Source organism: Aquicoccus sp., assembly GCF_041686535.1.
Lineage (GTDB): Bacteria > Pseudomonadota > Alphaproteobacteria > Rhodobacterales > Rhodobacteraceae > Aquicoccus.
This window is the reverse complement of sequence record NZ_JAWLDS010000053.1, coordinates 1-21,561: the sequence shown is the minus strand read 5'-3', so window position 1 is coordinate 21,561 and position 21,561 is coordinate 1. Positions and strand designations below refer to the sequence as shown.

26 protein-coding genes are annotated in these 21,561 nt (G+C 64.6%); 15 read left to right on the top strand and 11 right to left on the bottom strand.

Annotation, left to right across the window (positions count from 1 at the left end; all coding sequences use genetic code 11):
• The 5 genes from ACESL9_RS11580 to ACESL9_RS11560 form a co-directional block, all read left to right on the top strand.
• Positions 1-916, top strand: a 916-nt coding sequence (locus tag ACESL9_RS11580; protein ID WP_372674845.1) for a hypothetical protein, incomplete at its 5' end; no start/stop codon positions are given.
• Positions 917-1,493: 577 nt separating this feature from the next.
• Entirely contained in the window at positions 1,494-1,799 is a 306-nt protein-coding gene (locus ACESL9_RS11575) for a DUF2282 domain-containing protein (RefSeq protein WP_372610023.1), read from the top strand.
• Positions 1,800-1,852: 53 nt separating this feature from the next.
• Entirely contained in the window at positions 1,853-2,722 is an 870-nt protein-coding gene (locus ACESL9_RS11570) for a DUF692 family multinuclear iron-containing protein (protein WP_372610021.1), read from the top strand.
• The gene (locus ACESL9_RS11565) at positions 2,719-3,477 is read left to right on the top strand and encodes a DUF2063 domain-containing protein (protein ID WP_372610019.1); all 759 of its coding nucleotides are present in this window, start codon (positions 2,719-2,721) and stop codon (positions 3,475-3,477) included. The genes ACESL9_RS11570 and ACESL9_RS11565 overlap by 4 nt, the downstream gene beginning before the upstream one ends.
• A complete protein-coding gene (locus tag ACESL9_RS11560) occupies positions 3,474-4,058 on the top strand; it encodes a DoxX family membrane protein (protein WP_372610017.1) in 585 nt (194 codons plus the stop codon). Before ACESL9_RS11565 ends, ACESL9_RS11560 begins: the two co-directional genes overlap by 4 nt.
• 12 nt (positions 4,059-4,070) lie before the next feature.
• Here ACESL9_RS11560 and ACESL9_RS11555 read toward each other — a convergent pair whose 3' ends face one another.
• Together ACESL9_RS11555 and ACESL9_RS11550 are read right to left on the bottom strand one after the other, a co-directional pair.
• Positions 4,071-4,439, bottom strand: a complete 369-nt coding sequence (locus ACESL9_RS11555; protein ID WP_372610015.1) for a hypothetical protein — start codon at positions 4,437-4,439, stop codon at positions 4,071-4,073.
• Positions 4,440-4,469: 30 nt separating this feature from the next.
• A complete protein-coding gene (locus tag ACESL9_RS11550) occupies positions 4,470-4,784 on the bottom strand; it encodes an arsenate reductase family protein (protein ID WP_372610079.1) in 315 nt (104 codons plus the stop codon).
• A gap of 209 nt (positions 4,785-4,993) precedes the next feature.
• On the opposite strand from ACESL9_RS11550, the gene ACESL9_RS11545 reads away from it, so the two are divergent.
• Positions 4,994-5,200: a cold-shock protein gene (locus ACESL9_RS11545; protein ID WP_111366853.1), complete on the top strand. Its 207-nt coding sequence runs from the start codon at positions 4,994-4,996 to the stop codon at positions 5,198-5,200.
• Between the two features lie 8 nt (positions 5,201-5,208).
• Here ACESL9_RS11545 and ACESL9_RS11540 read toward each other — a convergent pair whose 3' ends face one another.
• The 3 genes from ACESL9_RS11540 to thyX all read right to left on the bottom strand — a co-directional run bounded on the left by ACESL9_RS11540 (position 5,209) and on the right by thyX (position 7,002).
• The gene (locus ACESL9_RS11540; protein ID WP_372610013.1) at positions 5,209-5,523 is read right to left on the bottom strand and encodes an HPF/RaiA family ribosome-associated protein; all 315 of its coding nucleotides are present in this window, start codon (positions 5,521-5,523) and stop codon (positions 5,209-5,211) included.
• Between the two features lie 151 nt (positions 5,524-5,674).
• Entirely contained in the window at positions 5,675-5,986 is a 312-nt protein-coding gene (locus ACESL9_RS11535) for a hypothetical protein (protein WP_372610011.1), read from the bottom strand.
• A 107-nt stretch (positions 5,987-6,093) separates the two neighbouring features.
• Positions 6,094-7,002 (bottom strand): FAD-dependent thymidylate synthase, encoded by a 909-nt coding sequence (thyX, locus tag ACESL9_RS11530; protein ID WP_372610009.1) that lies wholly within the window; start codon positions 7,000-7,002, stop codon positions 6,094-6,096.
• 222 nt (positions 7,003-7,224) lie between these two features.
• Here thyX and ACESL9_RS11525 point away from each other — a divergent pair, with 222 nt between their 5' ends.
• The 3 genes from ACESL9_RS11525 (at position 7,225) to ACESL9_RS11515 (ending at position 10,237) form a co-directional block, all read left to right on the top strand.
• Positions 7,225-8,376 carry a hypothetical protein gene (locus ACESL9_RS11525; RefSeq protein WP_372674844.1) on the top strand — a complete coding sequence of 384 codons (1,152 nt, stop codon included), beginning with the start codon at positions 7,225-7,227 and terminating at the stop codon, positions 8,374-8,376.
• A 13-nt stretch (positions 8,377-8,389) separates the two neighbouring features.
• Positions 8,390-9,745: a surface lipoprotein assembly modifier gene (locus ACESL9_RS11520; RefSeq protein WP_372610003.1), complete on the top strand. Its 1,356-nt coding sequence runs from the start codon at positions 8,390-8,392 to the stop codon at positions 9,743-9,745.
• Between the two features lie 63 nt (positions 9,746-9,808).
• Positions 9,809-10,237 carry a VOC family protein gene (locus tag ACESL9_RS11515; protein WP_372610001.1) on the top strand — a complete coding sequence of 143 codons (429 nt, stop codon included), beginning with the start codon at positions 9,809-9,811 and terminating at the stop codon, positions 10,235-10,237.
• Positions 10,238-10,276: 39 nt separating this feature from the next.
• Here ACESL9_RS11515 and ACESL9_RS11510 read toward each other — a convergent pair whose 3' ends face one another.
• The 3 genes from ACESL9_RS11510 to ACESL9_RS11500 all read right to left on the bottom strand — a co-directional run bounded on the left by ACESL9_RS11510 (position 10,277) and on the right by ACESL9_RS11500 (position 11,558).
• Entirely contained in the window at positions 10,277-10,774 is a 498-nt protein-coding gene (locus ACESL9_RS11510; protein WP_372609999.1) for a MarR family winged helix-turn-helix transcriptional regulator, read from the bottom strand.
• Positions 10,775-10,900: 126 nt separating this feature from the next.
• Positions 10,901-11,161: a succinate dehydrogenase assembly factor 2 gene (locus ACESL9_RS11505; protein ID WP_372609997.1), complete on the bottom strand. Its 261-nt coding sequence runs from the start codon at positions 11,159-11,161 to the stop codon at positions 10,901-10,903.
• A complete protein-coding gene (locus ACESL9_RS11500; RefSeq protein ID WP_372609995.1) occupies positions 11,154-11,558 on the bottom strand; it encodes a multiprotein-bridging factor 1 family protein in 405 nt (134 codons plus the stop codon). The genes ACESL9_RS11505 and ACESL9_RS11500 overlap by 8 nt, the downstream gene beginning before the upstream one ends.
• Positions 11,559-11,645: 87 nt before the next feature.
• Here ACESL9_RS11500 and ACESL9_RS11495 point away from each other — a divergent pair, with 87 nt between their 5' ends.
• Positions 11,646-12,848: a pyridoxal phosphate-dependent aminotransferase gene (locus ACESL9_RS11495; protein WP_372674843.1), complete on the top strand. Its 1,203-nt coding sequence runs from the start codon at positions 11,646-11,648 to the stop codon at positions 12,846-12,848.
• Between the two features lie 23 nt (positions 12,849-12,871).
• On the top strand, positions 12,872-13,273 hold the full coding sequence (locus tag ACESL9_RS11490) for a hypothetical protein (protein ID WP_372609991.1): 402 nt from the start codon (positions 12,872-12,874) through the stop codon (positions 13,271-13,273).
• A gap of 79 nt (positions 13,274-13,352) precedes the next feature.
• On the opposite strand, the gene ACESL9_RS11485 is transcribed toward ACESL9_RS11490, so the two are convergent.
• Positions 13,353-14,705, bottom strand: a complete 1,353-nt coding sequence (locus tag ACESL9_RS11485; protein ID WP_372609989.1) for an MATE family efflux transporter — start codon at positions 14,703-14,705, stop codon at positions 13,353-13,355.
• Between the two features lie 53 nt (positions 14,706-14,758).
• On the bottom strand, positions 14,759-15,538 hold the full coding sequence (locus ACESL9_RS11480) for an SDR family oxidoreductase (protein WP_372609987.1): 780 nt from the start codon (positions 15,536-15,538) through the stop codon (positions 14,759-14,761).
• Between the two features lie 187 nt (positions 15,539-15,725).
• Here ACESL9_RS11480 and ACESL9_RS11475 point away from each other — a divergent pair, with 187 nt between their 5' ends.
• On the top strand, positions 15,726-16,739 hold the full coding sequence (locus ACESL9_RS11475; protein WP_372674842.1) for a Hint domain-containing protein: 1,014 nt from the start codon (positions 15,726-15,728) through the stop codon (positions 16,737-16,739).
• Between the two features lie 157 nt (positions 16,740-16,896).
• Here the strand turns inward: ACESL9_RS11475 and ACESL9_RS11470 are convergent, their stop codons facing one another.
• Positions 16,897-17,262 carry a BrnA antitoxin family protein gene (locus ACESL9_RS11470; protein WP_372609983.1) on the bottom strand — a complete coding sequence of 122 codons (366 nt, stop codon included), beginning with the start codon at positions 17,260-17,262 and terminating at the stop codon, positions 16,897-16,899.
• 160 nt (positions 17,263-17,422) lie between these two features.
• On the opposite strand from ACESL9_RS11470, the gene ACESL9_RS11465 reads away from it, so the two are divergent.
• The 3 genes from ACESL9_RS11465 to ACESL9_RS11455 all read left to right on the top strand — a co-directional run.
• Positions 17,423-19,030, top strand: a complete 1,608-nt coding sequence (locus ACESL9_RS11465) for a peptide chain release factor 3 (RefSeq protein WP_372609981.1) — start codon at positions 17,423-17,425, stop codon at positions 19,028-19,030.
• 44 nt (positions 19,031-19,074) lie between these two features.
• Positions 19,075-20,040, top strand: a complete 966-nt coding sequence (locus ACESL9_RS11460) for a glycosyltransferase family 2 protein (RefSeq protein WP_372674841.1) — start codon at positions 19,075-19,077, stop codon at positions 20,038-20,040.
• A 192-nt stretch (positions 20,041-20,232) separates the two neighbouring features.
• A partial coding sequence (locus ACESL9_RS11455) for a DEAD/DEAH box helicase (protein WP_372674840.1) occupies positions 20,233-21,561 on the top strand: 1,329 nt, incomplete at its 3' end.

The following is a 21,561-nucleotide window of genomic DNA, read 5'->3' as shown; positions in this document are numbered from 1 at the left end:
CTCTTACACCGTCACCGTGTACGAAGATGAGAATGGCGGCGTTTTGGCCGATATCGGCGTCGACAGCGGGCACATGGATGTGAATGCCGTCTATTTCGGAGACGACGATTTCAGCGGCCCGAGCGCCGATCTCAACGGGCCGCTCAACATGAATGGCGGCGGCTCGCGATATGAAGACGAACGGGTCCAGTGGGACGATGCCGTGGAGCTCAGCCGCCCGGGTCTTGGCCGCGAAGGCGAGGACAAGGAAACCTATCTCGGCGAGGGCGATACAATGACCCTCGAGCTTGATGTCGAAAGCATCGACGACATCGACATCTTCGGCATCCGCGCCACTTCCACGAGCACCGAGGAAGGCTCGATCAAGGCGGTCTCGGGCGACCCCGAGGAAGAGGAAGAAGAGGACGAGGACGAGGACGAGGACGAAGAGGACGAAGACGCCGCAACCTATGACAAGGTGTTTTTCGTCGAATCCGAATCCGAGGATGGCGAGATGATCGCCGGTGATCCGATCATCTGGGACCAGCTGGAGGACGAGGACATCGAGGCCGCCGGCCTTGATCCCGAGGAGGCCGAGGGCACCTTTGCCAACTATGTCGCCGTCTTCGACGAGGTCGGGTATTTCCCCATCGAAGAAATGCAGGACGTTCGCTTCTACGAAACGAACGAAGACGGCGACCCCGAGGAGATCGAGGAGATGCGCATTACCGCACCCGAGGAAGGTTTCGAGAATGCCGACGCCCTTGTCGCCGCCTATGAAGAGATGATCGAGGAGATGGAAGAGTCATCCTCCGACATGTCCGAAGACGACACGGAAGGTATGATGATCTCGCTCCTCGGGGACGAGAGCACTGCCGAAGAGCCGGACTCCGAGGAAGAGGAGCCCGAGCAGGAAGAGGAAGTCGAGCTTCTCTGACCCTCGGCCTTCGCGGAAACGAGTGCTGCGCCGGGCCGATCAGGTCCGGCGCTTCGCGTTCCCCACCCCGCTGCGCGCGATCTCGCGCGACCGGGGACGCGCCGTCGCCCGGCGGCATCCTTCAGGCGGGAACCGCAAAGCGCACTTGACCCGGCCTGCCGGGCGGCACCGCGCGCTGCATTGATCAATTTTTCCTTGCCGGATGCCGCGACGCGGCGGTGCACGCCCGGCAGCCGGGGCGCAGCCGCGGATCACCCCCCGCTCGCGGCCCGTTCAGCTATGTGTTAACCGCATCGATCTGCCGCGCCGCAGCATCGCCCACGCCCCTGCATGAGGGGCCGGGGCTGAAACATTCCAATGCCGGAATCCACACGCCCGCGCCCTTGCCGCTTGCTGTTTGCCGCGTTTTCAACGACTTGCGCCCGCGCGCCCATCACATCGCCTCACGCATACCCCAGCCCTTCTGACACTCACGTGAAGCACGGCGTCGTGAGTGGCCCGTGAGCTGGCCGGGTTGCTACCAATTCACCATCGCAATGGTGCGATCCGAAATTCATCGATCAAAAGGGAGATCAAAATGTCCAATACAATCAAAACCATGGCCATCGCCACCGCCGTCACTGCCGCAATGGCCAGTCACGCCACCACGGCCTCGGCAGAGGAAAAGGTCAAGTGCTACGGCGTCTCGCTCGCGGGTCAGAACGACTGCAAGGCCGGCGCCGGCACCACCTGCGCGGGCACCTCGACCGTCGACTACCAGGGCAACGCCTGGACCCTCGTAGACGAGGGCACCTGCACCACGATGGAGCTTCCCGAAATGGCCGATGGCACGCCCCGCACCGGCAGCCTCGAAGAGCTCGACCGCGACCTGCCGCAATCGTGACCTCTTGCCGGGTGGGGGCAATCCCCACCCGCCCCCTGCCCAAGGTAACTTTGATGCTTGATCAGACCCCAGCCACCACCCTGCCCCACGCCCCCGGCGTCGGCTATAAACCCCAGCATTACAGCGCGATCATCGCCGATTCCGGCCCGGTCCGCTGGCTCGAGATACACGCCGAGAACTACATGGGCGACGGTGGCCGACCGATCGCGCAACTGCGGCACCTGGCCGAGCGTTTCGAGATCTCCGTCCATGGGGTCGGTCTCTCGATCGGCGGCGAGGGGCGGCTCGACCCCGATCATCTCGCGCGCCTGCGCCATCTCTGCGACTGGCTGCAACCGGCGAGCTTTTCCGAACATCTCGCATGGTCCACCCATGACAGCGCCTTTCTCAACGACCTCCTGCCGCTGCCCTATACCGACGAAACCCTGTCCCGCGTTTGCGACCATATCGACGAATTGCAGGAATCCATTGGCCGCCCGATGCTGCTCGAAAACCCGTCCTCCTATCTCGCCTTTGCCGAAAGCACATGGGAAGAGACTGATTTTCTTGCCGAAATTTCCCGTCAAACCGGCTGCGGGCTGCTGCTCGATGTCAACAACGTCTTCGTCTCCGCCACCAATCTCGGCTTCTCGCCGCAAGGCTACATCGACGCCTTCCCGCTCGAGCGCGTGGGCGAGATACACCTTGCCGGGCACGACACCGACGCGGACGACCATGGCCGCCCCCTCCTGATCGACAGCCACGGGCGCGCGGTCGATGAACCGGTCTGGGCGCTGCTCGATCACACGCTGGTCCGCTCCGGCCCCCGCCCCACGCTCATCGAATGGGACAATGACGTGCCCGACTGGCCCGCCCTTGTGGACGAAGCCGCCCGCGCAGACGCCGCGTTGGTCGCTGCGCATCCCGCCGAGGTGCCGGCATGACCCGCCAAGGCGCGTTCCGCGGCGCGATCCTCGATCCCGCGCAGCCCATGCCCCCCGATCTTCTTGATGGGCGCGGCGGACCCGCCGGGCGGCGCTTCTGGGTCTATCGTAACAATGTCGCCGTCTCGCTCACCGAGGCGCTGGAACAGACCTTCCCGGTTATCCGCAAGCTGATCGGGGCGCGGGCCTTCGCCACCCTCGCCGGCACCTACCTGCGCGCGCATCCGCCCCGATCGCCCGTCCTCTCGCGCTATGGTGCGGATTTCCCCGACTTTCTCGCACGATGCGAACCGCTGGCGCATCTGGGCTATCTTCCCGATACCGCCCGGCTCGAACGCGCCCTCGTCGACAGCTACCATGCCGCCGACACCGACCCGATCGACCCGGCCATCTTCAGCCAGACCCCGCCCGAGGACCTGCCCCGCCTGCGCCTGCGCCTCGCACCGGCCACGCGGCTCCTGCGCTCGCCCTGGCCGATCCACGGCATTTGGCGCTTCAACGCCCAAGAGGGCGCCCCCCAGCCCCCGCATCGGTCACAGGACGTGCTTGTCACCCGCCCGGATTTCGACCCGCTCCCCCGCCTCCTGCCCGCCGGTGGCGCGGAGTTTCTCACTGTCATCACCGAAGGTGCCACGCTGGGCGAGGCCATGGAGCGAGCCAGCGAAGCGGCGCCCGATTTCGATCTTTCCCCGCTGCTTGGCCTGCTCCTGCAGGACGATGCCGTCATAAACACAACCCTGGACGAAGCCCCATGAACACCCTGATCCGCATTCACCACGCCACCGCGAAGGCGCTCGAACGCAGCGACTGGCTCCTGCCGACACTGGCGCGCGTTCTCTTCGCAGCCATCCTGCTGGTCTATTTCTGGAAATCGGCCCTGACCAAGCTCGGCGACGGCATGCTTGGTCTCTTCTCCCCGTCCATGGGCGCCTATGCCCAGATCTTCCCCCGCGCGATGGAGGCTGCAGGCTATGACATCTCGCAACTCGGGCTGTTCCACTGGGCCGTGGTCACAGCCGGAACATGGGGCGAATTCCTGCTGCCGGTGCTGGTCGTTCTGGGCCTCTTCGCCCGCCTTGCCGCGCTCGGCATGATCGGCTTTGTCGTGGTGATGACCCTGACCGATCTTTACGGCCATGATGTCATCTCCGAACCGGCCAGCCTCGGCGCATGGTTCGATGGTGCACCCGGCAGCATCATCCTCGACCAGCGCGCGCTCTGGGTCTTCCTGCTCGTCACCCTTGTCATCAAGGGCGCAGGCCCGCTCTCGCTCGACCGTCTGATTCTGAACCGCGCTCCGGCGCGGGATTCAGCCGCCGTGCCGCTATCGAACTGAAGGCATCGGCACTCAGAAATGCGATTTCGGCTCGTCCGGCCGCCCCGCGGCCAGCGCGAGGATACCGCCGAGGACACAGAACCCGATCGGGAACATGGTAAAGACGCCAAAGCCGAAGGCGTAATACGTCAGCCCCCCGGCAATCAGCATGCAAATCCCGCCCCAAAGCGCGCGAACCTTGGCCATCGCCCCCCCGGCAATCGCCAGAAGCGGTGCGAGGAAACTCGCCGCGCGGATCAGTTCGGGGTTGTCGACCGGTCCGAAAATCTCGGTCAGCTCGGCATGACGCGCCGTCGCTTCCGTCCACCCGTAAGAAAAGAACCCGATCACCATCGCGATCAGACCGCCGATAATCCCGAGCATCAAGGCCGCATTGCGCATCTTTTCACCTCTTTTCCCGCAGAACTCCGCTCAACGCAAAAGCGCGGCCTGCACATCCTTGTCCCAGCCCAGGTACAGCTGGTCACCGGCCTCGATCAGCGGTCGTTTCATCACCGCAGGGTGCGCCGCGATCAACGCACCGGGCGTGCCTTGCCGCTCGTCCTCGCTCAACCCGCGCCACGTCGTCGAGCGCCGATTGAGCAATTTTTCGCCGAACTGCTCCAGCGCGCGCGCCATCACGTCCTCCGGCACGCCCTCGGCCCGGATGTCGACGAGAACGGCACCATCAAGCGATTTCAATGCCTTGCGGCAGGTATCGCAGGTTTTCAAACCATAGATCCGCATCACTGCCCCCGATTTCATCAGCCGCCTTCCTATCGCGGTTTTCGCCCCGGTTCATCCCCGTTTTTCTTGCTTTTTACAAAAGCAGTGCAATCATTCCCTGGGGGACGCTTGATGTCAGGCCTGCATCAGCCCGGTCAGATCACGGGCCAACCCCGACAAGACCGGCCCGGCCCACGCCCGGCCAATGACGACGTGAAAGGAGAAGCGGCATGCCGAATGGCACCGTGAAATGGTTCAATACCACCAAAGGTTACGGCTTCATCGAACCCGAAGGCGGCGGCAAGGATGTGTTCGTGCATATATCCGCGGTTGAACGCTCCGGTTTGACCGGACTTGCCGACAATCAGAAAGTCACCTTCGAACTGGTGGAGGGTCGCGACGGCCGACAGATGGCCGGGGATATAAAACCCGCCTGAGCCCCGCCTCAGCGCCGCTCGTCGCGTTTCCCGAACTCGCTTTCGAGCCTGCGCCGCAATGTCTCTGCCGCGGACTTGACCGTGGCACGAATATCCGTGCCCTGCTCCTGCACCGCATAGGGCCGCATCCCCTCGGGCCGGGCCTCGACCGTGGCGTGGATGTCCTCGCCGCCCTTGGGCCCGTTCACATCCTTGAGATGCACCTCGACGCGGGTGATCCGCTTGGCCACGGGTTTGAGCGCGCTGGCCACAACCTCTTCGACCACCTCGGCCAGGCGGTCGTCGCCCTGGATGTGGTTGTCGGTGTTGACCTGGATATGCATGGGCTGCCCTTTCATTCAAACGTTTATGCAGACCTAGCTATGCCCGCCCATGCGCGGATGCAAGGGGACGGTGCGACCGGCCCGGCCAACCGATTCGACCGCGGCCGAGCGATGCCCGACCGCATTCGGTTTTCCGCTGCGAACCTGCGCCTCAGCGGCTGACGCAGCCCTTCATGCCCTCGGCGCAATAGCGGTCGGCCACCCGGCGGGCATGGCGTGTCTGGCCCGCCTGTCCCGGATGCGCCATCGCCGCCTGGTAGGACATGCCATGGTTCGGGGTGCCGCAACTGATCACGCCGCCCATCACGACCGGCCGAAGCCCTGCCGGGCAATGGTTCTGGGATGTCTCGTAGGCAAAGACCGGCATCGGCCCCTTGACCGGCGGCCCCTTGTAGGCATCCGACGCAACCGCGGGCACGGCCCAAACCGCCAGCACCGCCCCGATGATGAAATTCCTTTTCATGAAAGCCCCCCGTTGACTTGAAAATACCGGTGTCGAAAGGCTAGGTCGATTTTCCGCGCGGGTCAAATCCTTTGGACAGCCCAAGGCCGGCGCCCGGCCGTCCCATTTCATCCCCTGAGCGCCGCCTCGAACTCGCGCCATTCCCGCGCGCTCATGCCCGCGTTTTCCGCCGTGACCTCCTCGCCCGCCAGCATCCGTCGCAGGCAGTCCATCATCTGCGCCGAGAACGTCACCGCCCCCATGCGGTAATCCTCGAACGCCTTCCATGCGAACGGCACCCAGTCGGCCACCACCTGGCAGATCGCGTCGGCATAGACCCGGATCTCGTATTGCGCATGGGCATCGGCGCGCAGGCGCAGGAAATGCATGAGATTGTGCAGGTCCACCTTCCAATACCACTGGGTATAGATATTCGCGGGCAGGTTCATCCGCGCCAGTTCGCGCGCCAGCCCCGCCTGCCCTTCGTCGCTGATCATTTCCTCGTAATGATCATAGCACCGCGCCGCGTCCCCCTTGAGGATATCGAGAACCCGCGCTGCCTCCTCGTCCGAAAGCCCCCCGCCCCGGCCCTGGTTGTTGACCGAGGATTGCGCCGCCAGCGCCTCCCGCGCGGGGATATAGAACTCGCGATCGAGGATCGAATAGCGCGCCGAATACTCGTTCACATTCGCCGTGCGGTGCCGGATCCACTGCCGCGCCACGAAGACCGGCAGCTTCACATGCAGCTTGACCTCGCACATCTCGAACGGCGTCGAATGCCAGTGCCGCATCAGGTAACGAATGAGCCCCTCGTCATTCTGCACGCTCTTGGTGCCCCTGCCATAGGACACCCGCGCCGCCTGGCAGATCGCCGCGTCGTCGCCCATGTAGTCGATCACCCGCACGAACCCGTGATCCAGAACCGGGATCGCGGAATAGAGATGCTTTTCCATCCCCTCGCTCACGCTGCGCAGGGTCTGGCGCGGGCTGGCGCGCTGGTCGTCGATCTCGGCCTGCTGTTCGGGGGTCAGGGGCATCCGCTTGGTCCTTCGGGTCAGAATCGCTTTGTCCTTACCATAGATTGAGATTGCCCAAGGCGGAAACACAAGGCGAGCGGGTCGCCTTTGCAACGCCCGCGCGAAAACCACGGGCGCGCGGGCGTGCCTTGATTGACTTTTGCATATTCCAGCGCAAGAGTTTCAGGAAAAGTGGCGCCCCTTCCCGGCATTTCTCGGAACGGGGCGACAAGAAAAATGATCGTGGCAGATAAAAAGGCAGCTATCGGGATGGTGAAACAGCTTCTTTCAGTGTCGGCGCTTTGCTTGCTCGTGGCATGCGGCAACAGTTCGAACCCCTTCATGGATGACGAAACCGACGACGGCGATCCCGCTGGCGAGAACGGCGGGGAGACCGATGGCGACACCGGCGGCCCGATCGAGTCGGACGGCCGCCTGCCCCCGGGCACGACCGATCCGACACCCGACACCAGCATCTACCGCAGCGAAGCGCGGGTCACGGATGCGAACGACTCCAACTATGGCAACGGCTTCGCCAATGACATCTTCTATGACGGAGAGAACGACACCTTCTATGTCGATGGCCTCGCCTTCGACGGAACCCAGCCCGATGGCGTCGCATACAGCCGCGCTGCCGGCAAACTTGGCAGCCACGCGGCTTACGAGGCGCCCACATTCGTGCCCGACGACGTGACCGGCACACCGATCCGGCAATTCACCCACCGCGCCGTCTATGGCGTCAGCCCCTCGGGCGTGTCCGAGTTCGCGGTCGTGCGCACCGGCAATTACGCCAACTACGGCTTTGGCGGATTCATCTACCAGCGCAATCAGCTCGAAGACGACCCGACAGCTGACGATCTCGTGCTCCCTCCGGAACGCCCGGAAGGCCAGGCCACCTATTCGGGCGATTACGCGGGCCTGCGCGATTTCCAGGGGCGTGGCGGGCTCGAACTGGTCCGGGCGCAGGCGGAAATTGATATCGACATCGGCGCCTTCGAAGGCAGCTGCACCGGCACCAATTGCGAACACGCGATCCGCGGCTATATCTTCGACCGTGAAATCCTCGACCTGAACGGCAACGATATATCTGCCGACTACCTCGCCGCCTTGAACGACGACCTCCCCGACGGCACCCCACCGGCCCCTGAGATTCCGACCATCACCTTCCGCGTCGGGCCGGGTGTCATGGACGAAAACGGCGAGGCCACGGGCGGGGTCGACACCGTCGATCCCGAGGGCAACGAGCTTGATACCGGCAACTACTACCTGCTCCTGTCCGGCGATCACACCACCGGGGACGGCGAGATTGCCGGCATTGTCGTGATCGAAGGCGACGACCCGCGTTTCGACAACGTCACCGTGCGCGAAACCGGTGGCTTCATCGCCACCCGCTGACGCTGGGGGATCCATGCGGCGTATCCTGCGGCTGGCCCTGATGCTTGGCCTGATCTGGTCGCCCGTCGCCCGGGCCGATGATCGGGTGGCGCTCGACCCCGACGACATGCGTCTTGCCGCCATCGTCGCGATCGAGGCGGGCGACACTGCCCGCGCCCGTGCCCTCACCGACGCACTTCTCGCCCGCGACCCCGGCGATATCCAGGCCCGGCTTCTGGCCGCGCGCGCCAATCGCGACGCCGGGCTGCTCGACGAGGCCCGAGGCCATGCCCGCCACGCATGGTCCATCGCCGAGACGCCCCGCGAACGCCACGCCGCGTCCCTTGCGATGGCCCAGGCGCTGTCCTCGGCCGACAGGCGCACCCGCGCGCAGTTCTGGCTGCGCCGCGCCGCCCACCACGCCCCCGATGAGCGGCTCCGCCAGGCGGCGGTGCGCGATTTCCGCTATGTGCGCAAACGCAACCCGCTCTCGGTGCAGCTTCGTTTCGGCATCACGCCCAAATCCAACGTCAACAACGGCAGCGCCAATTCCACGATCGATCTCTTCGGCCTGCCCGATGTCAACCTCTCGGGCGCGGCGCGCGCGCTTTCGGGCCTCGAATTCATGGGCGGCGCCGCGCTGCGCTACCGGGTGGCCGAAAGCGCGGAGCGCGCCACCGACCTCACCTTCAGGGCCCAACGCCGCGACTACCGCCTCTCGTCCGAGGCACGGCGCATCGCCCCCACCGCCAAGGGCAGCGATTTCGCCTTTGCCGCCGTGTCCGCCGGCGTCACGCAACGCTTCATGCAACTCGATACGCGGCGCGAAACCACGCTCTCGGGAGAGTTGGGCAAGACATGGTATGGCGGCGCCCCCTATTCCGATTTCGCGCGGCTCTCGGTCGGGCATACCATGCCGCTCTCGCGGGTGTCGCGGCTCGAGGTCAAGCTCACGGGTGAACGCACCCGCGGCCCCGCCGCCCCCCATGCCGATCTCCTGCGCGCGCGGGCCAGCTATGCGCGGGTGCTTCCCAACCGTGGCCAGGTGGGGTTCAGCCTGCAACTGACCCGCAGCAACGCCTCCAACGCCTCGGCCGATTTCTCCGAGGTCGCCACACGGCTGAGCTATGCACCCCCGGAGCCGATCCTCGGCATGGAGACCAGTTTCGGCGTTGGCCTGCGCGCGCGCGATTACCCGGCGACGCCCTACCGCGCCGGGGCGCGCCGCGACCGCGAGGCATCGCTCGACATGACCCTCGGCTTCGACAAGGTGGAGTATCTGGGCTTCACCCCGACCCTCACCCTCAGCGCCAGCCGCACCGACTCGAATGTGGGCCTTTTCGATGTCGAGAACCTGGGCATGGCGCTCGGTCTGCGGTCGGCCTTCTGATCCCCCCTCGACACTGCCGATGCGGGCGTTATCCTGCGCCGCGATGCAGTGAAGGGGAAAGACATGCACGTGAAATATCTCCACACCATGGTCCGGGTAAAGGATCTCGACACCTCCATCGCGTTCTACGAGCTCCTGGGCCTCGAAAAGACCCGTCATTACGACAGCGAAGAGGGCCGTTTCTCGCTGATCTTCATGGCCCCCCCGGGACAGCCCGAATGCCCGGTCGAACTGACCTACAACTGGGACGGCGACGAGGGCCTGCCCTCCGACAGCCGCCATTTCGGGCATCTCGCCTACGAGGTCGGCAACATCTACGAGATGTGCCAGCACCTGATGGACAACGGCGTGGTGATCAACCGCCCGCCGCGCGACGGGCGCATGGCCTTTGTGCGCAGCCCCGACAACATCTCGATCGAGCTCTTGCAGCAGGGCGATCCCCTGCCCCCGGCCGAGCCGTGGCTCAGCATGGAAAACACCGGCCACTGGTAGGCCGCCGATCACACCGGGCGGCCACGCGCGCCGCCCGGCTCAATAGATATAGCGGATCTGGTCGGCCCAATAGCGTTCGATCCGCTTGAGCGCGCGGGTGATATCCTCGATCCCCTGCGCGTCAATCACCCCCCTGGAGGTCAGACCCTCGGCATGGCGCGCGAAAAGCGCGCCGACCATGTCACGGATCTCGCGGCCCTTGTGGGTCAGCCGCACCCGGACGGAGCGACGGTCGATCTCGCATCTTTGGTGGTGCATGTATCCCATCTCGACCAGCTTCTTGAGGTTGTAGGACACGTTCGACCCCTGGTAATAGCCGCGCGACTTGAGTTCGCCCGCCGTCACCTCGTTGTCGCCGATGTTGAACAGCAAAAGCCCCTGTACCGCGTTGATGTCCAGAACGCCCAGCCGCTCGAACTCGTCCTTGATCACGTCGAGCAGCAGCCGGTGCAATCGCTCGACAAGCGCAAGCGCGTCGAGATAGCCACTCATGAAACCGGGCCCGGCCTCCTTGGTCATCGGCATGTGCATACTCATTCTCGTCTCCATCCAAACCGCCTGGAGAGCGAGATTGAGATAAAAAGCCGAAAAATCCGTTAAATCGGGATCATGCCACGACGCGCGCCGCGCATCCCGAAACAGACATTTTGAGCCAAAAGCCGATCAATCGCGACCGATCTCGGCCGAGATCGCCTCGATCAGGCCACGCAGATGCGCAGGCGGCACGGCCTGCCCGCTCACCCACTGGTAGAGATCCTGGTCGTTCTCGTTCAAGAGCCCGTCATAGGCATCGAGCGCCGCCTCGTCCATCGCATCGAGCCGCGCCTCGGCAAAACGCATCAGGATCAGGTCCATCTCCTTGATGCCGCGCCGCATCGAACGCATCTTCATGCGCTTCAACCGCGCCTCGCGCGCCTCAGCCAAGTTGCCCCTCCCGCGCCAGGCCCCGCAGGCGTTTTTCCAGTGAGCCCAAGCGGTTCGCCGTTCGGTTGGCCCGCGCCTTCAACTCGCGCAGCTCGGCAAGGATCTGGCCCAGCTCGTCATTGATCGGCTGGACGTCCTCGGGCGCGTCGATACCATCGCCGCTGCCGTCCAGCAGCCAGGTAAGCGAGACGTTGAGAACCCCGGCCAGCATCTGCAACTTGTTCGCGCGCGGCTCGTTGATGTCGTTTTCCCAGTCCTGAAGCGTCACCAGCTTCACGCCCAGCCGCTTGGCCAGTTGTTTCTGCGTCATGGCCGCCGCCTCGCGCGCGCCCGCGACGCGATCGCCAAAGGTCGCCGTTTCCGGGTCGAACCAGCCCTCGGCCAGAGTGTCGCTCATCTTCGATCCTTTCTCTTCCCGCTTGAAGGGGGTGCCGTGGCAACTTATGACAGGTGACGACGAAACACAAACCGGGGTTCCGACATCATGGCCTTCCTTTCCGACACGCTCTCGCGCGTCAAACCCTCGCCCACCATCGCCGTCTCGAACCTTGCCGCCGAGCTCAAGGCACAGGGCAAGGACGTGATCGGCCTCGGCGCGGGCGAGCCCGATTTCGACACGCCCGACCATATCAAGGCCGCGGGCATCGCCGCGATCGAGGCGGGCAAGACGAAATATACCGCCGTTGACGGCATCCCCGAGCTGAAACAGGCGATCTGCGCCAAGTTCAAGCGCGACAACGGTCTCGATTACGCGCCCGATCAGGTCAGCGTCGGCACGGGCGGCAAGCAGATCCTCTACAACGCGCTCATGGCCACGCTCAACCCCGGCGAAGAGGTGGTGATCCCCGCACCCTACTGGGTCAGCTATCCCGACATGGTGCTGCTCGCCGGAGGCACTCCCGTGCCGGTCGAGGCCACGCTTGAAAACAGTTTCAAACTCACCCCCGATCAACTCGAAGCCGCGATCACCCCGAAAACCAAGTGGTTCATCTTCAACTCGCCCTCCAACCCCACCGGCGCGGGCTATAGCCGGGCCGAGTTGAAGGGCCTCACCGATGTCCTGATGCGTCACCCCCATGTCTGGGTGATGACCGACGACATGTATGAACACCTCGCCTATGACGATTTCGAGTTCTGCACACCCGCGCAGGTCGAACCGGGGCTCTACGAGCGCACGCTGACCTGCAACGGCGTGTCCAAGGCTTACGCCATGACCGGCTGGCGCATCGGCTATGCCGCCGGACCGAAAGAGCTCATCGGCGCGATGCGCAAGATCCAGTCGCAATCGACTTCGAATCCCTGTTCCATTTCGCAATGGGCCGCGGTCGAAGCCCTGAATGGCAGCCATGATTTCATCGCCGCCAACAACGCCACCTTCAAACGCCGCCGCGACCTCGTGGTCTCGATGCTCTCGCAGATCGACGGCATGACCTGCCCCACCCCCGAGGGCGCGTTCTACGTCTATCCCTCGATTGCCGGCCTGATCGGAAAGACCAGCCCGGGTGGCGTCAAGATCGACGATGACGAGACCTTCGCCAAGGCATTGCTCGAGGAAAAGGGCGTCGCGGTGGTCTTTGGCGCGGCCTTCGGCCTCTCGCCCTGTTTCCGGGTGAGCTACGCGACCTCGGACGAGGCATTGAAGGAAGCCTGCACCCGGATACAGGATTTCTGCGCTGCCCTGACATGACAATCTGTGGTAACGGATAAGGCATGAGCGGCGAACTTCCAGATTACTACTTCCGGGTGCGCGAAAACGGCGCCTTCGTGTTCCGCGTGGACACCGAGAACCGCCAGCGCCGGATCGAGATGGACCAGATCGCCGTCGTCAACATCCGCAATGGAGAGGTCAAGCCGCATGGTAGCCGCGAGCTTTCGGAGCGCGACATCGAGGCGATCCGCGACTGGATGCAGGCGCGGATGCAGACCCTTGCCGCGCGCGACATCGACGACATCCACCGCGCGGTGGATCACCTCAACCTCACCACCCACTGGGCCCAGTCCCGCGCCACCGATGCCCAGCTCGAGGAAGTGACCGATGCGCTTCTTCTGGCGATGCACGACCTGCGCACGGTGCTGGTGCGCAAGAAGGCCGACCGGCTGATGAAGGACTAACGTTCAACGCCGCGCCCGGGGCGATGTTGTGCAGTTGAGTATTTTTTCCAAGAAAGAGCAGGCAGGACGGGCTGCCGGTTCAGACCACGCGCGCCATCGAGACCGCGAAAAAGCGCCACATCAACAGCCCCGCCGCCACCGCCAGCCCCGTCGCCAGGCCAAGCCAGACGCCGACGCCGCCAAGGTCCAGCACGAAACCCAACCCATAGCTTGCCGGAACGCCCACGACCCAGTAGGCCAATACCGCGATCAGCATCGGCACCTTGGTGTCCTGAGCCCCGCGCAGCAGGCCCAGCGCCATCACCTGCGCCGCGTCGACCAGCTGGAACAGTGCCGCCGCCGCCATCAGCACCACCCCGATCGCCAGAACCGCCTCGCGTTGCGGATCGTTCGGGTCGAGAAACAGCCCCACCATCGGGCCGGGCATTGTCAGGAACAGCACCACCGATATCAGCGCCGCCACCATCGACAGGGCCAGCACGACGATCGCCCCGCGCTTGAGCCCATCGGCATCGCGCTGCCCGATCGCCCGCCCCACCCGCACCGTGGCCGCACTCGACAGGCCCAGATGCACCATGAACACCAGCGACGAGATGTTGAGCGCGATCCCGTGCGCCGCCAGCGGCACCTTGCCCAGCCATCCCATCATCACCGAGCTGGCCGCGAAGAGGCTCACCTCGGCCAGAAGCGTCAGCCCGATCGGCAGCCCCACGCGCACCACCTGCCAGAGCGCCTCCCAATCCGGCCGCCAGAACCGCAGGAAGAGCGTATGCTCGGGCGCCCGGATCAGGATATAGCCCATCAGCGCCCCCAAGAGCACCGTCTGCACCACGACCGAGGCAATGGCGGCCCCAAGGATGCCCAGTTCCGGCGCGCCCCAGTTGCCGAAGATCAGCGCGTAGTTCACCACCACATTGGCCAGTGCCGCCGCAACCGTCCCCCACAGCACGATGCCGGTATGTTCACGCGCCGAAAGGTAACTCTTGAGCACCATCCCCGCCAGCGCCGGCAGGATCCCCCAGCCCGCGATGTTGAGGTATTGCGCCGCCAGTTCGGCCACGTCCGCCTCCTGCCCCATGACGGCCAGGATGGGCCGGGCAAAGATGAAGATCGGCATCGCCGCCAGCCCGAACCCCAGCGAGGCCCAAAGCCCCATCCGCGTGACCCGCCGCACCTGCACCGTGTCGCCCTCGGCCTCGGCCGAGGCCACGGCCGGCATCACCGCCAGCGCGAAGCCCGAGCCGAAGAGGAACAGCACGATGAACACCATGCCGCCCAGCACGTTTCCCGCGAGCGCCCCCACGTCGTACCAGCCAAGCATGAGCGTATCGGTCAGCGTCACCGCGTATTGCGCGACGTTCCCGCCGATCAGCGGCAGGCCGAGGGTCAGCGCCGAACGGGCATGTTCGCGATATGTTACGGGGTGGCTCATGCCTTCCCCTTACGCCGGGCCCCGCATGGCGGCAAGGCCCGGTGTTTCAGGCGTCAGATGGTGATATTCGCCGCCCCGCCATCCAGCATCACGTTCTGCCCGACCATGAACCCGGCATGCTGCGAACACATGAAGGCGCAGGTCGCGCCGAACTCCTCCGCCGTGCCGTAACGCCCGGCCGGAATCGTGTCACAGCGCGCCGCGCGCACCTCTTCTGGGGTCAGGCCCTGCGCCTTGGCCGCGTTTGCATCGAGCGAGACCGCACGATCCGTCGCGTGAATACCCGGCAACAGGTTGTTGATCGTCACGCCCGACCCGGCCACCTGCCGCGCGGTGCCTGCAACATAGCCCGTCAGCCCCGCCCGCGCCGAGTTCGAAAGGCCCAGCACGCCGATCGGCGATCTGACCGAAACCGAGGTGATATTCACCACCCGGCCCCATCCGCGTTCCATCATCCCCGGCAACAGCGCCTTCATCATCGCGATCGGGGCCAGCATGTTGGCATCCAGCGCCTTGATGAAATCCTCGCGCTCCCAGTCATACCACATGCCCGGCGGCGGCCCGCCCGCGTTGTTGACAAGGACATCCACCGCGCCGGCGGCCTCCAGCACCTTTGCACGGCCCTCTTCGGTGGTGATGTCACCGGCCACCGGCACCACCTCGACGCCATGTTTCGCGGCAATCTCCTCCGCCGTCGCCTCGAGCGTCTCGGCGCCGCGCGCGTTGAGCACCAGCGATACACCCGCCCCGGCCAGCGCCTCGGCACAGCCCCGGCCAAGCCCCTTCGACGAGGCACAAACCACTGCACGCTTGCCTGAAATTCCCAGATCCATGTCCGTCTCCCTTTCTGTCATGTCCGGCCACGAGTTAAACGCACCACCGCGCGGAACGCCAGCCGATCCCCACGTCGCCGCCCCGCCCTCCTGTCACGCGGCCGCCAAATCTTCGACACGTTGACCCGATCTTGCCACAATCCTAGGCTAGATCGGCGCCTGTCCCGCACACCATGCAAAGGCCCCCATGAAAACCGATCACACACGCCCGGCCTACGCCCTGCCTGTCTATCCCTCGGCCCTGCTGCGGGTTACCAACGGCGCGAACCTGGGCGACGGGCTCGGCTTCGCGGATGACCTTGTGCCCGAGGATTGCTACGAGCTGGCCGCCGACGCGAGCCCCGCCCGGCTGTCGCTGCATACCGCCGACAATGGACGTTTCACCGTCGCCGACGAGTCTCCGCTGGGCCGGCCCGGGGCAACCGTGGTGCTCGATTCCTGCCTCACCTTCATGACACGGGCCAGCGACGTGACCGAGCTTCTGGTGCTGGTCGAGGTCGATGCCGAAGGCCACGTCGCCGAGATCTACGGCCTGCCGCTGGCCACCCTGCACCCCAGGACCGATTACCTGCTGGTCGGCATCGACCGCAAGGACGCCCTCGCGCGCTTTGCCCAGGTCGCCTGCGTCGCCTTCGCCCGCGGCACGCGCATCGCGCTGGCCACCGGCGCGCAATGCCCGATCGAGGAGCTGCAAGTGGGCGACAGCGTGCTCACCCGCGATGAGGGCCCGCAGGCGATCCGCTGGATCGGCCAGAACACTGTGCGCGCCGTCGGCGAGTTCGCCCCGATCCTGATCACCGCGGGCACCCTGCACAATCAGCATGACCTCCTGGTCTCGCCCGATCACCGGCTTTTCATCTACCAACGCTCCGACCGGATCGGCGCGGGCCGCCCCGAACTGCTCGTGCGCGCGCGCCACCTCGTCAATGGCGATACCGTCCGGGTGCAGGCGGGTGGCTTCGTCGATTACTTCCAGCTTCTCTTCGACCGCCACCAGATCATCTTCGCCGAGGGCATTGCCGCCGAAACCCTGCTGATCGACCCGCGCACCCGGCCCGCCCTGCCCGACGGTGTGGCCGCGAAGATGGCCAAGACCCTGCCACGCCACGCCACGGCCAGCCATCTTGACTTCGAGATCGGGAAGAACCTGCTCGACCGCCCCGACGCGGCCGAGATCCTGCGCCGCGCCTCGACCCGCTGACACCGGGGCGCCCGGCAAAAGGCGCGCGCCCCTGTTCTTTCTTGGCAAAAATACTCATGCCCCGCCATCACCCGGGCCCCACGCCCCCATGCGGCTCCCCTGCCCATGGCGCGCGGCGGGTGGGTGGGTGGGCCGCGCGTCATGGGCAGGGCAGAACTCAGTCGCCGCGCCGCGCCTCGCTCAGCTCGGCCATCCGCTCGATCAGTTCCATGAAGGGCGGCGACAGCTCGTCCTCGTCCCAATGCGCCTTGATCCGCCCCGCGCTCAGCGCCTCCCAGTAGATCCGCAGCACCGCGTTGATCCGCCGCCCGTATCCCGGGCCCAGCTTGCGAAACCACCGCACCATGTCCGCATCGAGCCGGATCGTCACCCGCTCCTTGACCGGCTCCAGCGGCTGGCGCGACGCAAGGCCGTTCCATTCCTCGGGCAGCGACCGGTCAACCCAGTCCTGCGCCAGTTGCGCCTGGAACCGCCGCAACTCCTCGACCATCCGCGCCTCGGCCATGCGTTTCGTTTCACTCATCCGACTTGTCCTTTTGCGTCAACCTCGCCGCAACCCTGACCGTCAAAGGTTAACGCAGGCCAAGCCCACCGCACGGCAGCCGGACAGCAGCCGCGCGGCAGCCGGATGTCACCCCCCTCTTTTCTTGCCATTGTCCCAAACCTTACCTATACGCGCGCTCATGCTTGACATCGCACATAACCGCCCCGACCTGCCCGCCGAGATCGCGCGGCGCCGCACCTTTGCCATCATCTCGCACCCGGATGCCGGCAAGACCACGCTGACCGAGAAATTCCTGCTCTTCGGCGGTGCGATCCAGATGGCCGGACAGGTCCGCGCCAAGGGCGAGGCACGGCGCACCCGCTCGGATTTCATGCAGATGGAAAAGGATCGTGGAATCTCTGTCTCGGCGTCTGCAATGTCTTTTGATTTCAAAACCTTCCGCTTTAATCTTGTAGACACGCCCGGGCACTCGGATTTCTCCGAAGACACCTATCGCACGCTCACCGCGGTCGATGCCGCGGTCATGGTGATCGATGGCGCCAAGGGGGTCGAGAGCCAGACCCAAAAGCTCTTCGAGGTCTGCCGCATGCGCGATCTGCCGATCCTGACCTTCTGCAACAAGATGGACCGCGAGGCGCGCGACACCTTTGAGATCATCGACGAAATCCAGGAAATGCTGGCCATTCACGTGACCCCGGCCAGCTGGCCGATCGGGCAGGGCCATGATTTCCTGGGCTGCTATGACATGCTCAATGACCGGCTCGAACTGATGGACCGGGCCGACCGCAACCGCGTGGCCGAAACCATTGAAATCAAGGGGTTGAACGACCCTCTTCTTGCGGAGCACGTGCCCGCCGACCTGCTCGCGCAGCTCCGCGACGAGGTCGAGATGGCGCGCGAGCTCCTGCCCACGCTCGACCCGGCGGCCGTTCTCGAAGGCCACATGACCCCGATCTGGTTCGGCTCCGCGATCAACTCCTTCGGGGTCAAGGAATTGATGGAAGGCATCGCCGCCTACGCCCCCGAACCGCAACCCCAATCCGCCGACTCTCGGCAGATTTCTCCCGAGGAAACAAAGGTTTCAGGCTTTGTCTTCAAGGTCCAGGCGAACATGGACCCCAAGCATCGCGACCGCGTCGCCTTCATGCGTCTCGCCTCGGGGCATTTCAAGCGCGGCATGAAACTCACCCATGTGCGCAGCAAGAAGCCAATGACCGTTTCGGCACCGGTCCTCTTTCTCGCCTCCGACCGCGAACTCGCCGAAGAGGCCTGGGCCGGCGACATCATCGGCATCCCCAACCACGGCCAGCTGCGCATCGGCGACACCCTCACCGAGGGCGAGATGCTGCGCGTCACCGGCATCCCTTCCTTCGCGCCCGAGCTTCTGCAATCGGTCCGCGCCACCGACCCGATGAAGGGCAAGCATCTTGAAAAGGCGCTCATGCAATTCGCCGAGGAAGGCGCCGCCAAGGTGTTCAAACCCGCCATCGGTTCGGGCTTTGTCGTCGGCGTCGTCGGCGCCCTGCAATTCGAGGTTCTGGCCTCGCGGATCGAGATGGAATACGGCATCCCGGTGCGCTTCGAACCGTCGCAGTTCACCTCCGCACGCTGGGTGAGCGGCGACAGGCAAGCCGTTGACAGGTTTGCCAATTCCAACAAGCAGCACATCGCCCATGACCATGATGGCGACATCGTCTACCTCACGCGCCTGCAATGGGACATCGACCGGATCGAACGCGACCATCCCGATGTGAAGCTCAAGGCCACCAAGGAAATGATGGTCTGATCCACATGCCACACGCACACGCAGCACAGCAAGGCAGGGCTTGAATGCCACAGGACCGGCTTCGCTGGGGCATCGTCTCGACGATAAAGGCGCCGCTGCGCGAAATCGCCGATTTCGCCGCCCATCACCTCGACCTGGGTGCACATCGGATTTTCATCTATCTCGACGATGACAACCCGGCGGCGTTCGCGGCACTGAAAAAACACCCCAAGATCCGTGTGTTCAAGGCCGGCCCCGACCATTGGCGCAGCGCCAACCGCCCGGTCAAGCATCAGGCCCGCCAGACCGCCAACGCCCGCCACGCCTATCATCGCAAAGCCAGCGAAATTGACTGGATCGCGCATATTGACGTTGACGAATTTCTATGGCCTCACAGCTCGTTAGAGGACCAACTTCAATCTCTTTCCGGCGATTGCCTCTGCGCCCGCATCCGCCCCATCGAGGCGCTTTCGTCTGACGGTATCGACGACATTCCCGCCGGTCACACCTGTTTCAAGGCAATGACCAACGACCGCGCCATTCGCCAACGCCAGACCGCGGCGATCTTCCCCACCTATGGCGGGTTTCTCAATGGCGGCTTTCTCAGCCATGTCGCGGGCAAGCTCTTCTTTCGCACCGGGATCAAGGAGCTCACCATGAAGATCCACAACATCCAGCTCGGCGGGATTCAGAACCCGGGGCAGGTCGAGCTTGACCAGACAGAGCTGTGCCACATGCACGCCGGGAGCTGGCCGGACTTCATCAAGAGCTATCGCTACAGGCTCGAACAGGGCTCCTATCGGCCCGCCCTTGCCCCCAACCGCGCCCGCGACATGGGCGGCATGTCGATGCACGAGCTTTTCACCTATATCGAATCGACCGAAGGCGAGACCGGGCTGCGCGCCTTCTACGATGAAACATGCCGCGCCACGCCCGATCTGCGCGCACGGCTCGACGCGCATGGGCTCTTGCGCTGTTACGACCTAAACCTCGACGCCAAGCGCGCCCGGCACTTCCCGGATCTTGCCTGAACTGTCTCGCGATGCGAAACAGTAAGACCCCCAACACCCGATTGCCCCCGGAATCGCCCACGTGATTGACGCTGCCGCCGGTTTTCTATATGTCTGCCGCGTGGGTAATCATTGTGAACTGCCACAGGGCCATCCGGGCCCACCCCGAAACAGCCGCTACGGGCGCTAATTGTCCGTAAACTACGGATAAAAATGACAAAATTCTCAGATCTGAACCTCGACCCGAAGGTCTTGAAGGCCGTCGCGGAGGCGGGCTATGAAACCCCGACCCCGATTCAGGCCGGCGCGATCCCCCATGCGCTCGAAGGGCGCGACGTTCTCGGCATCGCCCAGACCGGCACCGGCAAGACCGCCAGCTTCACCCTGCCGATGGTTTCGATGCTGGCCCGCGGACGCGCCCGCGCCCGGATGCCGCGCAGCCTCGTGCTCTGCCCCACGCGCGAACTCGCCGCACAGGTGGCCGAAAGCTTTGACACCTACGCGAAATACGTCAAGCTGAGCAAGGCGCTGCTGATCGGCGGGGTCTCGTTCAAGGAACAGGATCTGCTGATCGACAAGGGCGTTGACGTGCTGATCGCCACGCCGGGCCGGCTGCTCGACCATTTCGAACGTGGCAAGCTCTTGCTCAACGGCGTTCAGATCATGGTGGTGGACGAGGCCGACCGCATGCTCGACATGGGTTTCATCCCCGATATCGAGCGCATCTTCTCGCTCACCCCCTTCACCCGCCAGACCTTTTTCTACTCGGCGACCATGGCCCCCGAGATCGAGCGGATCACCAACACCTTCCTCTCGGCCCCGGCCCGGATCGAGGTCGCCCGCCAGGCCACCGCTTCCGAGACAATCGAACAGGGCGTGGTGATGTTCCACCCCTCGCGGCGCGACCGCGAGGCCAGCGAGAAACGAAATCTCCTGCGCGCGCTCATCGACGGCGAGGGCGATAAGCTGACCAACGCCATCGTCTTTTGCAACCGCAAGACCGACGTGGACACCGTCGCCAAATCGCTTAAGAAATCCGGCTATGACGCAGCGCCGATCCATGGCGATCTCGATCAGTCACAGCGCACCAGCACGCTCGACGGCTTTCGCGAAGGCAAGCTCAAGCTGCTGATCGCCTCCGATGTCGCCGCCCGCGGGCTCGATGTGCCTGCAGTCAGCCATGTGTTCAATTTCGACGTTCCCGGCCACCCCGAGGACTACGTGCACCGCATCGGCCGCACCGGCCGCGCCGGGCGCGAGGGCAAGGCCCTCATGCTCTGCGGCCCGCGCGACGAAAAGAATCTCGAAGCGGTCGAGAAGCTGCTTCAAAAGGAAATTCCCCGGGTCGACAACCCGATCACGGGCGGGAAACCCGCAAGCGACACGGACAACAGCACTCCCACGGAAGCGGCCAAGGATACCTCGGGCAATGCCGCCAAGGACACGCCCAAGGACAGCCCGAAATCCAAACCCGCGCCGAAACGCAGTGCCTCCAAACCTGCCGAAAAGGCCGAAAAGCCTGAAAAAGACGCGCCGCCTCGT